The 14,207-nt window shown below is 55.5% G+C and carries 10 protein-coding genes; 3 read left to right on the top strand and 7 right to left on the bottom strand.

What is annotated here, in order from left to right; translation table 11 throughout:
- Positions 1–163: 163 nt before the first annotated feature.
- The 5 genes from G403_RS0101595 to trmH all read right to left on the bottom strand — a co-directional run bounded on the left by G403_RS0101595 (position 164) and on the right by trmH (position 7,820).
- Positions 164–2,305: a TRAP transporter permease gene (locus tag G403_RS0101595; protein ID WP_027852437.1), complete on the bottom strand. Its 2,142-nt coding sequence runs from the start codon at positions 2,303–2,305 to the stop codon at positions 164–166.
- 88 nt (positions 2,306–2,393) lie between these two features.
- Positions 2,394–3,425, bottom strand: coding sequence for a TAXI family TRAP transporter solute-binding subunit (locus G403_RS0101590; RefSeq protein WP_027852436.1), 1,032 nt, complete (start codon positions 3,423–3,425; stop codon positions 2,394–2,396).
- Between the two features lie 234 nt (positions 3,426–3,659).
- A complete protein-coding gene (locus tag G403_RS0101585) occupies positions 3,660–5,063 on the bottom strand; it encodes a sigma-54-dependent transcriptional regulator (protein WP_051298379.1) in 1,404 nt (467 codons plus the stop codon).
- Positions 5,060–7,027, bottom strand: a complete 1,968-nt coding sequence (locus G403_RS0101580) for a sensor histidine kinase (protein ID WP_211232627.1) — start codon at positions 7,025–7,027, stop codon at positions 5,060–5,062. Before G403_RS0101580 ends, G403_RS0101585 begins: the two co-directional genes overlap by 4 nt.
- Before the next feature lie 109 nt (positions 7,028–7,136).
- The gene (gene trmH / locus G403_RS0101575; RefSeq protein WP_027852433.1) at positions 7,137–7,820 is read right to left on the bottom strand and encodes a tRNA (guanosine(18)-2'-O)-methyltransferase TrmH; all 684 of its coding nucleotides are present in this window, start codon (positions 7,818–7,820) and stop codon (positions 7,137–7,139) included.
- A 132-nt stretch (positions 7,821–7,952) separates the two neighbouring features.
- On the opposite strand from trmH, the gene G403_RS0101570 reads away from it, so the two are divergent.
- Both G403_RS0101570 and G403_RS0101565 read left to right on the top strand, forming a co-directional pair.
- Complete coding sequence (locus tag G403_RS0101570; protein WP_027852432.1) at positions 7,953–8,822, top strand: prephenate dehydratase; 870 nt, start codon at positions 7,953–7,955, stop codon at positions 8,820–8,822.
- 296 nt (positions 8,823–9,118) lie between these two features.
- Entirely contained in the window at positions 9,119–10,690 is a 1,572-nt protein-coding gene (locus G403_RS0101565; RefSeq protein ID WP_036232199.1) for a GAF and HD-GYP domain-containing protein, read from the top strand.
- A gap of 9 nt (positions 10,691–10,699) precedes the next feature.
- Here the strand turns inward: G403_RS0101565 and G403_RS0101560 are convergent, their stop codons facing one another.
- Positions 10,700–12,946, bottom strand: coding sequence for a GspE/PulE family protein (locus tag G403_RS0101560; RefSeq protein WP_027852430.1), 2,247 nt, complete (start codon positions 12,944–12,946; stop codon positions 10,700–10,702).
- Positions 12,947–13,034: 88 nt separating this feature from the next.
- On the opposite strand from G403_RS0101560, the gene G403_RS0101555 reads away from it, so the two are divergent.
- A complete protein-coding gene (locus G403_RS0101555) occupies positions 13,035–13,790 on the top strand; it encodes a 3',5'-cyclic-nucleotide phosphodiesterase (protein ID WP_036232196.1) in 756 nt (251 codons plus the stop codon).
- A 145-nt stretch (positions 13,791–13,935) separates the two neighbouring features.
- Here the strand turns inward: G403_RS0101555 and G403_RS0101550 are convergent.
- Positions 13,936–14,207: transposase (locus G403_RS0101550; protein ID WP_027852428.1), on the bottom strand; the 272-nt coding region annotated here is incomplete at its 5' end.

Raw genomic sequence — 14,207 nt, 5'->3', positions numbered from 1 at the left:
AGGGCGCTCGCCGACAAGACTCAAAGCGTAATTGTAGCCATCCAGCCAAGAACGGCGAATATAAGCACTCTACACAGAACGGGATACCTAAACGAAAAAGGCCGACGACCCTCAGAAGAGAGCCGTCGGCCAAGGTGCTCGAAAGGCCGGTTACGAGACGGGATCAGACCGTGGCTGGAACCGCCTTAGTCTGATCGAACCGCCGACTGTAAAGGAACAGTGCGACAAACGCGGCGGCGGCCAACAGGTCGTAGAACAGATTGCCGTGGGGCCAAAGCAGGCCCAGCGCGCACACCCCGCTGGCCAGGCGCAGGAAAATATTGAGACGCCCTTCCAAATACCCCTCCATGAAACCGACAAAGGCGTACATCCCCAGGATGCCAAATGTGAATATCGTCAATACCTCCTCCCAGCTACCGCCGATAAAGGGCGTGTAGGCAAAGAGCAGAGGCACGACATAAAGCCCCTTGGAGATCTTCCACGCGGTAAAGCCAGTCGCCATGGGCGGCGTACGGGCAATAGCCGCTGCAGCAAAGGCCGTCAGACACACCGGCGGCGTCACGTTGGAGTCCTGCGACAGCCAAAAGATAATCATATGCGCAGAGAGCAGCAGCATAGAAAGCATGGCCGGATCCAGCGCCTGCTGCAGCAGCTGACTCTTGAAGTCCGCCGGTACCTGCGCCACCAGCGCCGCGGCATCAGCCGGTGGCATGGGCTGGCTCAGCGCTGTCATCGCATTGGGGTCGATCAGCATGAAAATGGTCCGCGCCGCTTCCGGCAGCTGTCCGGATGCGATCAGGTCGATCAGTTCACGCTCAGCCATCAGGTTATACAATGCCGGCGCGGATAAGGTCGCCAACACGATATAGGCGGCAGTCACGGGCAGTCCCATACCCAGCACCAAGGAGGCCAAAGCAACCAAGACAATGGTAATCAGCAAACTGCCACCGGCCCAGTCGGTGACCATCAGCGAGAAGGTATTACCGATACCGGTCATCGCCACCACGTTCACCACAATACCGACGGCGATTAACAGCATGGCGGTTGTTGCCATGTTTTTTGACCCTTGCGCCAGCGCATCCAGGACGTCACGCACCCCCATCTTGCGCGGCGACAGCCAGGACGCCACAACGACAGAGATAATCGAAATACCCGCCGCATAGGTGGGCGTGAACCCCTTGATCAGCAGTACGACCAGGACAACGATGGGCAACAGGCAGTGCCAGCCCTCTTTAAATACTTCTTTGAGGGGGCGAGCGTTCATCTCCACGGCCTCAGCATGAGAGCGCTTAGCCTCAACACGCACGTAGAAACCCACCGACAGGAAGTAAAGCAACGCCGGCAGTGCGGCGACCGCAATAATAGTTACATAGGAGATCTGGGTGTAAGACGCCATGATAAAGGCACCCGCCCCCATGACCGGCGGCATCAACTGCCCGCCCGTGGATGCGGCGGCTTCGACACCGGCCGCGAAACGCGCCGGGAAGCCGGCTTTCTGCATCATCGGGATCGTAATAACACCGGTGGAAACCGTGTTGGCAACGGACGATCCAGAAACCGAGCCCATCAGACCGGAACCGAAAACGGCGACCAGGCCCGGACCGCCGACAAATCGCCCCGCCACACAGCGGGAGAGCTCGATAATAAAATCTCCGGCACCGGATTTAACCAGGAAGGCACCGAACAGGATGAACATGAACACATAGGTCCAGGAGATCTGGGCGATAGCACCAAACATCCCCTCGGACGAAAAGTAGCTGCGGAAAAGAACAGTCTCCAGCGTCAGTCCCGGAAAATGGAACATGCCTGGAACGTACTGCCCCCACCAAAATACATAGGTCAGTGCAAAAACGATCAGTGACGGGATAAACCAGCCGGTGGTGCGGCGGGTCATCTCCAGCGCAATCGCGATGGCGATAATCGCCACAAACCAATCCGACGTAATGAAATGCACACCCCGATCATAGAGTGCGTCTTCAAACACCATCAGGTAAATCGTTGTTGCAACGGCAATCAGCCCGATTGCCAGATCGATCCCAAGCAACAGTTTGGCTTTGCCCGGTGACTGCGTCTTGGCGATCGGTACCATCAGCGCCGTAATCAATGCGAATCCGGCAAAGTGAATCGCCGAAACCCAGAGCTCGGACATTGTGCCAAGGGTATTGAAATAGATATGCGCCAGCGCGAACAGTACGCCGGCCCAGTAGATGAATCGACCGGCCAACGAATTATCGTCCCGCCGCGTCAGCTCCAGGCTTTTAAGGCGGTCAGCTGTTTGCTGATCATCCAAAGGCGTTGCCGTCATGGGTTCGGTCCTCTTATTTACCAACGAGCCGACCCCGCTGCGTGCGGGGTCGGACCGACTTCAGGAAGGTAACTCCCGACTGCTCGCCTTACTGGGCGATCAGGTGCTCAGGAATTTCGAGGCCGACTTCCTGGTAGTAACGGGCGGCACCGGGGTGCAGCGGTGCCGGCAGACCCGCAATCGCTTTCTCTACCGCCATCGCCTTGGTGGCTGCATGGATGCCGTTGAGGAAGGTCAGGTTTTCGTAGATGGTTTTGGTCAGCTGGTAAACATCCTCTTCGGACACGTCATGACGCACCGCCAGGAAGTTGGGCTGAGCAATCGTATTGATCGCCTTTGTCTGACCCGGGTAGGTATTCTCGGCAATGGTGTAGCGAGTCCAGAGCTTGTAGCGACCATTCGCCTGAGCCATCTGCTCGTCGGTGAAATCCAGAATCTGGATATCAGAGCCCATGGCCGCATAGGCACGGGTAATGGCTGAAGTAGGCACACCGGACGGGATGTTCATACCATCGATGGCACCGTTCTGCATGGCGTCCGCAGACGGACCATAGCCCATGTAGGCCAGGTTAAAGTTATCCGGGTTAATGCCCAGGTTACCGAGGATGGTGCGGCCCGAGCCCTCAGTACCGGAATTCTTCTTACCGATGGAGAATTTGCGGCCTTCAAACCCTTTAAGGTCCATGATAGTGCCGGTATCGGCGTATTCGGAGCGAACCACGAACTGCTCGACGTTCTGCCACAACATGGAGACGGAGCGCAGGTACTCCTGCTTTCCGGACTCCTGCAGCTGGCCCTCACCTTCCCAGGCCCAGGCGCCGTAAAGGCCCTGCAGAATCGCGAACTGCGCTTCGTTCTCACGCAGCAGCTTCACGTTTTCGCCGGAGCCGGCCGAGTTGATCGCGGAGATCGACAGGCCGGTGGTCGGTTCCAGCTTAACCTTGGCCAGCGTCGCCAGCGCCACACCCACCGGGTAGAACGTGCCGCCGGTGGACGCGGTTGCCAGGATATAGGAGCGGCCATCCTCGGCAGCCTGAGCGATACCGGTCGCACCGGTCGCCACGCCCACAGCCAGAGCCAAGCCCATACCTTTAACGAAATTACGCTTGTTGATTTTCATTCCTGCATCCTTCTTGTGTTTGTAAGCGGATTTGAGCAAACGGTTAACCGGGGTACGGGTTCATACCGTTATCTGCTTCAGCAATCCTTATTTCTATAGCAAGCCTTGGACCAGGTCTGAAAATAAATTTAATTCGTTGATTTTTAAGGATTTAACACAAAAACATACAGTCAACTCGTGAGAGATAGGCAAAATCTCGCTCATCAATCACGGATCGGATAAGCAAAAATTCGCCTACCTTTGCTCTGAGCCGATAAACGACTCTCGCGCTAACCCATAGCGCTGCATCTTCTGATTCAGTGTTCGCCGGGGCAAGTCCAGCTCTTCCATCACGGCTTTAATATTGCCTTGGTGGTTTTGCAGCGCACGGCGAATCGCCTGAGCTTCGAACTCCGCAACCTGCACGGCCAGTGGTAAATGGCGCTGATTGATCCGTGCCGTTACCAGCGGCGGAGCGCCCCGTGACAGCAGTTCGGCTGCCGTTACCCGGTGATCCAGCGCAAAGCGTACCGCCACATTTTTGAGTTCACGGACATTGCCGGGCCAGGCGTAGGCTTGCAACGCATCAATATCATGATCACTGAGCGGCCGCGGGGAACGTTGGTGATCGGTTGCAGCCCTGCTCACATAATGAGCAAACAGCAGCGGTATGTCGTCAGCACGGTCCCGCAATGCGGCCAGGTGCAGCTCCGACACACATAGCCGATAGAACAGGTCCTCGCGAAACCCTTCATCCTCCCGCAGATCCACTTTGGCCGCTGCCACGACACGCAGATCGACCGTAATCGGTTGATTTGAGCCCAACCGTTCTATGACCCCCTCTTGAAGCGCACGCAGCAGTTTTATCTGCAGGTTCTGCGGCATACTCTCGATCTCGTCGAGAAACAGCGTACCACCGCTGGCATATTCGAATTTACCGATGCGCCGTTTGCTGGCACCGGTGAAGGCACCGGCCTCATGCCCAAACAACTCACTTTCGATCAGATTTTCGGGAATCGCGCCGCAGTTGATCGGTACAAAGGGTTGCGCCGCGCGTGTGCTGAACTCGTGCAGGCATTGCGCGACCAACTCCTTACCGGTGCCGGTCTCCCCGTAGATAATCACATTGGTATCCAACTGGCCGAGCATCAGGATCTCCTCCCGGACACGCTGGATTGCCGGTGAGATGCCGATCAGCTTTGCGTCCAACCCGGAACGGCTGGCCAGGTCCTGCTGGAGACGCCGGTTTTCCAGGGTCAGACGACGTTTATCACAGGCTCGCTGGATCGTTTCGGCCAGGCGTTCCGGCACATACGGCTTCTCGATAAAGTCGTAGGCACCCTCATGCATGGCACCAATCGCCATATCCACATCACCGTGAGCGGTCAGCAGAATAACCGGCAAAGCCGGTACCACCTTTTGCGCTTCACGCATCAACGTCATGCCATCCATGCCGGGCATCCGGACATCGGAGAGCAATACGCCCGGCCAGTCCTCATGCAGTTGCGCCAGGGCCTTTTCGCCGTCAGAAAAGGTCTCTACATGGAAGCCACACATCGTCAGCCATTGAGAGGTCGACTCACGCACCATCGCTTCGTCATCGACCAGCATTACACAGCGGCATTCAGCGCTGGCATCGGCGGGTAATTCTGGGCTCATAGTTCCTCATCATTGGATGGATCGGTGTAACGTTTCATGCGCAGGCGGAAACAGGCCCCGCCCTCGGGCCGATTAAATGCATCGATATCGCCACCCAGGTCTCGTACGATCGATTTTACAATAGCCAAGCCGAGCCCCAGCCCCGACCCCACCTCCTTGGTGGTAAAAAAGGGCTCAAAGAGCTGGTCAAAAGACTCGGGATCAATCCCGGGACCGTTATCTGACAGCTCTATACAGACCCCATCGTCCCGCTCTTTCACGCCTATTTCCAATCGGTGCGGCTCTGGTTCATGCTGCATGGCGTCACAGGCGTTTTTGATCAGATTAATCAACACCTGCTCGAAACGGGCCTGGTCACCGGCCAGATAGATAGCACCTGACGGCGATCGATACTCAAGCTGGAGCTGCATTTCATCAAAGCGCCCCTTGAACAAAGCGAGTACTTGGTCAATGGACTGATCCAGGGCCACCGGCTCGAGCTTTTCGGGCTTGCGATAGGCAAAGGTCTTCAGCTGCCCGGTGATCAGCGCCATGCGATCAACCAGCCCCTCCAGCTGATCCATATTGTCAGCCAGCATCGCCGGATTCTCGATCTGCCGACGCGCGATCGCCAGGTAGGTACGAATCGCGGTCAACGGCTGGTTGAGTTCATGCACCACGGAAGCGGACATCCGCCCCAATGCGGCCAGCTTACCCGCCTGAACTAACTCCGATTGAGCTTCTTCCAACGCCCGGGTTCGCTCGGTGACCTTCTGTTCCAGTGATTCGTTCGCCTCGCGCAACGCCTGCTCCAGACGCTTGCGCCGGCTGATGTCGATCACTGTCACGAGGTAGCCCAGCTCCGGGTGATGTGCCATGCCTCGCACCGAAACCATCATCGGGAATAGCGTTCCATCCGAGCGGCGCCCAACCAATTCTGCATTGGTCAGCGGCCTGAAATTAGCGGTTCCCAGCTTGGCCAGCGTTTCTCTCAGCAACCCTGTTGCCTCACCACTACCAAGTAGGGTTTCAACCGGGCGATTTTTCATCAGCTCCACCGACACACCGAACTGCTGCATCGCCATGGGATTAATAAACTGAATATGCCCGGTACGATCAATATTGATCAGACCCACCTGCGCCGTACTGATCATATCCTGCTGACGCTCCTGGATCAGCGCCCTCTCCCGTGCCTGAGCCCGCTGCAGTGCCCGCTTCTGGCGGGACTCCCGGACATAAAGCAGCAACAACCCCAGCGCGATGCCCCCACCGGCAATACCGCCGGCGGCCAGCTGCTGTTGCTGACGGACCGCGCGCGCATCCAGTAAAATACTGATCTCCCAGGACAGGTCGTCCAGGGTCACACTAAAGCGCATATGGGGCGTACGCTCGATTCTAACCAGTTCTACACCCGTACCATCCGCCAGCAGCTCAGGCTCTACCGGTGGCAGAGTTTCAGGCGCGAATAGACTGAAAAGCCTGTTCCCCGCCAGATCCTTGATCATAAAGGGGTGTTCAAAGGGCAGATGCTCCCGCAGCTGGTCCAGCTCGAGCCGCATGGCGGCAACACCGATCAACTGCTGGCGATCATAAATAGGCGCTGAGAGATAAAGCGAGGTCCTGCCGGAACGCCCCTCATGAATGAACTGACGCCCCTCGTTACCGGCCATTGCCTGCTTAAAATAGCGCATCTGGGCCTGAGGCATTGCCAGGACCGCTTTTTGATCCCGCCAGTTACTGGAGGCGCGCAGCACACCCTCAGTATCCAGAACCAACAGCGCGCTGGAGCCAGCCACCAGGTTGATCTGCTCCAGATAGCGGTTAACGGAATCGCTCTCCACGTTTCGCCCGGAACCCAACAGGTTGCGCACTTCGCGGCTTTGGGTAAGTACAAAAGGCAGATAGCGGTATTGATCAAGCGCGGTACGCAGCTGCGTAATATTACCCAGTAATCGGTCGGTACCCTCGGCATGCAACCGCGCCAACGACCAGCCCCGCACATATGAGGCGCCCTCGAAAGCCAGTAAAATGACCGTCGCTGCATAAACGAGCATGAGAACGAGGGGGCGGAAAGACAGCATCGGTGACCGTGGCTTAAGCGCGTCGTGCTAACAATGACTGGACTTCGCCGGGGTCAACCAGCTCGCCGAGTTCATCATAGGCAGGATAATCCAGTCCGGCGGTCAAGCAGTGAGCCACTATTTTAGGGTAGCGCGATTCAAACATATGTCGGGCTGTCTCCTCTGCAGGCATTCGATCCAGATCGTAAAGCCCGGCTTCCATCCTCTGGCGCTGCGCCTCAATCAGGATAACGCCGGCGGCAGTGGACACATTTAACGATTCCACCATTCCCATCATCGGTACCGTGATATGCGCATCCGCCTCAAGCGCAGCCTGAGCACTGATACCCGCCTTCTCGGCTCCCATCAGTATGGCGCAGGGCCGGGTGTAATCCACCTTTCGAAAATCCACCGCAGACTCCGACAGATGTGCCGCATAGATATTCATGCCTTGGGCCCGCACCGCACCGATCGCATCGTCCAGCGACTCATGCAGCACTGAATCGACCCAGCGATCACTACCGCGCGATGTGCCCCGGTAACGACGATACTCATGGTCCGGTTTGACGACATGCATGCGCGGGATGCCAACAGCATCACAATTACGCACCAACGCCGCGATATTTCTGGGTTTATGCACCTTATCGGTGATCAAGGTCAGATCCGGCTGCCGACGCCGGAGAATCGCCAGCAGTCGCTGTTCACGTTCAGGGGTCATGGTTACTCCTTTCAGTCGACAGCGAATATTACAGGCTGAACGCAGGCCAAGTACACTTAACGGCCTGTTTTGCGGGGGTTGTTGCTATGCGATAATGAGTCTCTGTATTCACCTTGATGGATCGATGAAACGATGAGCACCGCCGATAACATTATCGCTTACCAGGGCTGCCCCGGCGCCTATTCACACCTCTCCTGCACCCGCGTTTATCCGGAGATGGAGGCCCATGCCTGCGAAAACTTTATCGACGCCATGTTCATGGTCGACAACGGCGAAGCACGTCTGGCAATGATTCCCCTGGAGAACTCCACCGCTGGTCGTGTGGAAGAGATCTATCGTTTAATGCCAAAGACTCAGTTGCACATTATCGGTGAGCACTTCGAGCCGGTAAATCACTGTCTACTCGCCATGCCAGGTACTCGAATCGAAGATATCCGTACCGTTTCCTCACACCCTCAGGCGCTGGCCCAGTGCGACACAAACCTGAAGCAGCTCGGGATGACACCGATAGCCGCTCTGGATACCGCCGGATCTGCTTCAGAGCTTGCCGCCACGGCGCGCCGTGACCACGCCGTGATTGCCTCCAGTCTGGCGGCAGAGCTTTATGGACTGGAGATACTGCGGGAAAACTTCCAGGACAAAACAGGCAATACGACCCGTTTTATTATTCTGGCCAAAGATAGCCAGATGCCCGCACTGGATCCCGACGAGCGCTTCATGACCACCATCATGTTCGCCGTCAAAAACCTGCCCGCTGCCCTCTATAAAGCCTTGGGTGGATTCGCCACCAACGGCATCAACATGGTCAAGCTGGAAAGCTACATGGAGTCAGACACCATGCAGGTTTCCAGTTTTCACCTGGATGTAGAAGCTCACCCTCACGAACAGGCGATGCAATACGCGCTGCAGGAGCTGCACTTCTTCGCCAAAACGGTTCGGGTTATCGGCACCTATCCGGCTCATCCATTCCGTTATACCCAGCTGGTCAGGATTGAGGACTAATGGTGCACCGCAGTAAACAAGCCTATTTTTATAACCAAATTGTTTAAAAAACAGACTCTTCTCTATTGTGCATTGCACAATACGCGCTATATTTAAGATGTCCTGAAGGATCAGGACGCGACAGGTGTCTCTCTTCACCTATCGCATCCCATCTTGCAGCTCCGGCCGTTGGAGTTGTTTGCACTTTGCCTACCCTCTTCGCCAGAAGAGGGTTTTTTTTGCTCAAAGTCAGGACTATTAGGGTCTATTATGGTGGGAGACGGTATCGGCACACCGTGATCAAGGGAGGTTTGGTAATGCAGCACGAAAAAAACAGCTTTTCGGTGGCGGAGCACCTGGCTCGGCTCGCCTCTTCGCTACAAACCGAAGCCGACCACCAGATAATTCTGGAACAAGTCGTCGATTCAGCGCTTGACCTTCTTAACAGCGATGGTGCCACACTTTACATCTATCAGGATGGCAAACTGAACTTCAGTGTACTGCGAAACCTGAGCCTCAACATAAGAGAGAACGCGCCCTCTATTGCTCCCATCCCCCTGTACAAGGAGGATGGTGAGGTATCTGACCTGGTTGTTGCCCGTGCCTACGTCGCCGGCCAAACAATCAACATACCGGATATTCGCGAAGAGACTCGCTACGATTTCTCTGGCACCCACAAATTTGACCAACATTTTGGCTATGAGTCGCGTTCCTTTCTGTGTGTACCCTTGACCAACCATGAAGACGAAGTCATCGGTGTCCTGCAGATGATCAACGCGTTGGATGACGATGATCAAGTCGTGCCATTTCAACCCCACCAGGCAATGCTGGCCGAAGCCTTGGGTGGCATCGCTGCCACCGTGCTCACCCAACGCATCCTGATTGACGCTCAACGCAAGCTTTTCGAGTCCTTTATTCGTTTGATCGCCGAGGGTATTGACTACAAATCGCCCGTTACCGGACGCCATTGCCAGCAAGTGCCCGAAATTGCCATGATGCTTGCCCAGGGAGTTCGCGAAGCCAATGAAGGAAAGTATGGTGAACTCAACTTCACCGATCAGGAGATGTATGAACTCAAGATCGCAGCCTGGATGCATGACTGTGGCAAGATAACCACACCCGAGTCGGTGATCGAAAAAGGCACCAAACTAGAAAAGATTTTCGACCGTATCGAATTGGTCGCCGGGCGCATGCGCGAATACCAACAGTCGCTGCTGATCGACACCCTGCGCCAGGATCCCGGTGAAGAGGCTGTTGAACGGTGTGAACGAAAAATAGCTGAGCTGGATGATGAGCTGGAGTTTCTCAGATCGGTAAACAAAGGCGGCGAATTTATCACTGATGAAGCCTTAGCCCGACTAGAGCAGCTCGCCGCCATCGAATGGGAGGGTGTGGATGGTGTCCAGCGTCGCCTTATAGAGCCGGATGAGTTGAAAAACCTGTCGATCGCCCGTGGCACACTGCTGCCGGAAGAGATCGAAATCATGCGTGACCATATACGGGTGACCGACCGCATGCTGCACTCGCTGATCTACCCCAAAAACCTAAGCCAAGTTGCGGATATCGCTGTCAATCACCATGAACACCTGGATGGCACCGGATACCCCAAAGGACTCAAATCCGAGGACCTGACGGTTCGCGCACGTATCATGTGTATCGCGGATATTTTCGAGGCGCTAACCGCACCCGACAGGCCCTACAAGCCCGGCATGAAACTGTCACAGGCACTGACGATTATTGGCCGTAAGGTGGAAGACGGCCATCTTGACGCAGACCTGTTCCGCATATTCGTCAAGCAGCGCATTTATCGGCAGTATGCCGACAAGTTTATGGCGGAGCACCAGATTGATGAGCCGGATTTGAACAACCTACCGGGCTACGCAGCCTGAGCGCCTGTCTCAGACGGCAACGCGATGCAGCTGCTCCAGGTCTATCTTGCCAGCGATGACTTTGCGTACGCCGTCCTGAAGCAATGTTCGCATACCCGAGTTGATCGCCGCTGCTTTGATCTCTGACACACTGGCTTTGCGATAGACCAGATCGCGCATGTCAGGACCGGAAATCAGCAGCTCGTGAATACCGATTCGGCCCCGATAACCGGTTTCATTGCACTTGGAACATCCCGAAGGCCGATACAGGTGGGGCTCGTCACCCGCATTCAGCTCCACCCAGGCGCTCTTCCCGTACAGTCGCTGAAGATACTGAACCTGCTCCGGCGTCGCCAGGTATTCCTCCTTGCAGTGCTCACAAAGCGTCCTCACCAGACGCTGCGCCAGGATACCCAGCAGCGCATCGGCAAAAGAGACCGGGTCGATCCCCAGATCGAGAAGCCGTGTAATGGTCTCTGGGGCGGAGTTTGTATGTAATGTCGAGAGCACAAGGTGACCCGTCAACGAAGCTTCGACCGCGGCATGAGCCGTCTCGGGATCTCGCATTTCGCCAATCAGTATTACGTCGGGGTCTGCCCTGAGAAATGCACGCAGCGCACTGGCGAATGTGAATCCGATCGCCGGCTTCACCTGCACCTGCTGCAGGCCGGGCTGGGTAATCTCGACCGGGTCCTCCGCCGTCCAGATCTTTCGATCCGGTGAGTTTAGCCTTGCCAGTACCGCATGAAGCGTCGTTGTTTTACCCGAACCCGTAGGCCCCACCACCAGAAAGATGCCGTGGGGGTGTCGCAAAATCTCGGTAATGCCCTCGCGGTTCACGTCGGAAAGGTTGAGGTCATCAAACTTCAGGGGTTCACCGGTTTGCAGCAGACGAAGTACGACGCCCTCCCCATGCACGGTGGGAATCGTCGCGACACGAACTTCCTGACGATGCCCTTTTAGAGAGGTGCTGAATTTCCCATCCTGTGGCAAACGGCGTTCGGCAATATCCAGTTTCGCCATCACTTTGAGACGCGCGATCACGGCACGGGAATGAGAGGCCGGAATCTGGATGATCTCCTGGCAAACCCCATCGATACGCATCCGCACCCGCGTAGGCGCCCGCGTTCCGGCCGGTTCAATATGAATATCGGATGCGCGCAGGCGACGTCCGTCTGCCAGTACCCGGTTAACCAGTTTTACAACGGTCGAGTCCTCTTCCGATACCTCGTCCGAATCGTCCTGGCCGAACTCATCGACGCTCGGCTCCTCTTCCAGCTCATCCAGTAAACTACTCAGATTGCCCTGGCTGACATCGGGCATCGCCTCCAGTCCGAGATATTGCTGGATATCCTTTCTCAGTCCGCAACACACTCTAAGCGTCAGATCCCCCAGAATATTTTCAACAAGCATGATACGTGATGTATCACTGGGGTCATCCGTCAGTAAGGTAACACCCTCATCGCCCTCGCGAGCAAGCAGCACCAGATGATTGGCTTTGAGAAAGCTTGGATTGATACGTTCGGACACCGGATGCAGTTGATACTCATCGGGATCATAGGGTAAGAACGGAACCTGATAAAAGAGCTCCAGTGAGCGCCCCAGGTCAGCTTTCGTTACATTGGGCAGTGCCAGCAGAAGCTCCCCCACCGAGCGCCCCTCGACCATCGTCTCGGTCAGCTTTTTCAGCTGTTGCTTCTGTATCACCCCGCTCCGAACCAACCCCTCATACGGAGAGCTGGTGCAGCCCAGGTCATATTTAAACTTCTGGCCGATCAACTCCGCCAACTTCCGTGCCCGCTCCTCATCTCGTTCCGTAAAGGCACCGCCGCCCTTACGATTCATCAACTGCAGTACACCGAGTAGGATCTGGCCACTGAATATCGGTACAACGAGCATCGACCGGCTGCGAAACGCCGTGCGGCGTTCAAACCGATCATCGAATTTAAGCTGAGGGTGTATCGATTTCAGTTCATTCGCATCGCGAACATCGGAAACATTCAAAGACTTGCCGGTCAGCGCTACATAACCGGCTAACGATGTATTTGAGATAGGAACTCGTATTTCAGCCAGATCGTCGCCGGACTTATAACGGGAAACGATATCACTGGTCGCTACATCGCGCTGATAGATGGTCATCCGCTCAGCATTCAGCAGGTCGAGAATGGCAGGCTCGACCTCAGGTAGCGCGCTGTCAAAATGCTCGGCAAGGTGAATGCTGCGGACAATCGCCATTAACGCGGCATAAAAGCCACTGGTTGCTTGATCACTGTTCACCTGAGGACTACTCCTTGCCTTGATAGAACGTTAGACTCACACTGGTAACACGGGAACGGACAGGAATCCCGGTACGTGCGAGGACACTGTGAAGATCGAGATACTGGGTTGTAGCGGGGGCATAGGGCCCGGACTCAAAACCACCTGTTTTCGTATTGACGAAGCGGTGTTGCTGGATGCCGGTTCCGGGATAGAGCACCTGCCTATCGATGACCTGCTCGAAATTCGTCATGTGCTTATCACTCATGCGCACCTGGATCATATTCTAGGCCTCCCTTTAATGCTGGCAACCATCTACGATAAACACAAGGAGCCAGTCACCGTTCACGCCCTGCCGGACGTGATCGAGGCTTTAAAGCGCCACATTTTTAACTGGGTGGTTTGGCCTGACTTCAGCGCATTACCGGATACGCGCCCAATTCTCAATTACCACCCCATCGACACAGGGACAACCTGCAGTATAGGCCCCTACACCGTCACTTCGCTGCCCGCAGAACACCCCAGCCCCACAAGCGGCTTTTTCATCAGTAAAGGGGGGAACAGCTTCGCCTTCACCGGTGATTCCAGCTTTCACCGCCCATTCTGGGAGGCCATCAACCGGCTGCAACCACAACTGGTGATCGCTGATATCTCATTCAGTGACGAAGCGCATTCGATTGCTGAAGACAGCGGACATATGACGGCAAGCCAACTTTCCTGGGTAGAAAACGTGCTCACCTACAAACCCGACCTGCGTGCCACCCACTTGAAGGTGGGCTTTGAAGAGGAAATAGCGGCTTCTGTTCTTAACAGCACGCGCTTAAATGTTAAGCCACTGATCCACGGTGAAACCATCAGGCTCTAAGATCTACAGGGTGTCGTCGAGCGCACTTAAACCTACTCTTTCGGAATGCTAAGGGAAATACTGCATCAATGCAGTGCATAGCCCGAAAATCCGGTTTTGGCTATCTCGACTTGAATATACTAATTCGAAATAAAGTAAGCGAACATTACCCGGAGATATAAGCCAAATCCGGATGGCCAAAAAACGATTTCAATAGTCGTGGCAATTTTTGCAAACGTCGAAGCTGCCGGTAAACAGTGCTCCGAAGTTGTTCTTTGCTGTTAATGATCTTTTTACCGACGTGATGGTATTTGATATAGCCCCAAACAGACTCGTCAGGATTCAGCTCCGGCGAGTACGGCGGCAGGAAGAACAACCTGAGCTTGCCGTCGAGACTCTCAACATAGTCTCGAACCCGACGAGCATGATGAACCGGGT

The organism is Marinobacterium litorale DSM 23545, from assembly GCF_000428985.1.
Lineage (GTDB): Bacteria > Pseudomonadota > Gammaproteobacteria > Pseudomonadales > Balneatricaceae > Marinobacterium_D > Marinobacterium_D litorale.
Note: the sequence above shows the minus strand (reverse complement) of the source record. Positions and strands in the feature narration are given on the sequence as shown.

What these genes read in the sequence shown, in the direction of transcription:
- G403_RS0101595 (WP_027852437.1), bottom strand. Translation starts at nt 2,305, where the DNA reads ATGACGGCAACGCCTTTGGATGATCAGCAAACAGCTGACCGCCTTAAA.
- G403_RS0101590 (WP_027852436.1), bottom strand. Translation starts at nt 3,425, where the DNA reads ATGAAAATCAACAAGCGTAATTTCGTTAAAGGTATGGGCTTGGCTCTG.
- G403_RS0101585 (WP_051298379.1), bottom strand. Translation starts at nt 5,063, where the DNA reads ATGAGCCCAGAATTACCCGCCGATGCCAGCGCTGAATGCCGCTGTGTA.
- trmH (WP_027852433.1), bottom strand. Translation starts at nt 7,820, where the DNA reads ATGACCCCTGAACGTGAACAGCGACTGCTGGCGATTCTCCGGCGTCGG.
- G403_RS0101570 (WP_027852432.1), top strand. Translation starts at nt 7,953, where the DNA reads ATGAGCACCGCCGATAACATTATCGCTTACCAGGGCTGCCCCGGCGCC.
- G403_RS0101565 (WP_036232199.1), top strand. Translation starts at nt 9,119, where the DNA reads ATGCAGCACGAAAAAAACAGCTTTTCGGTGGCGGAGCACCTGGCTCGG.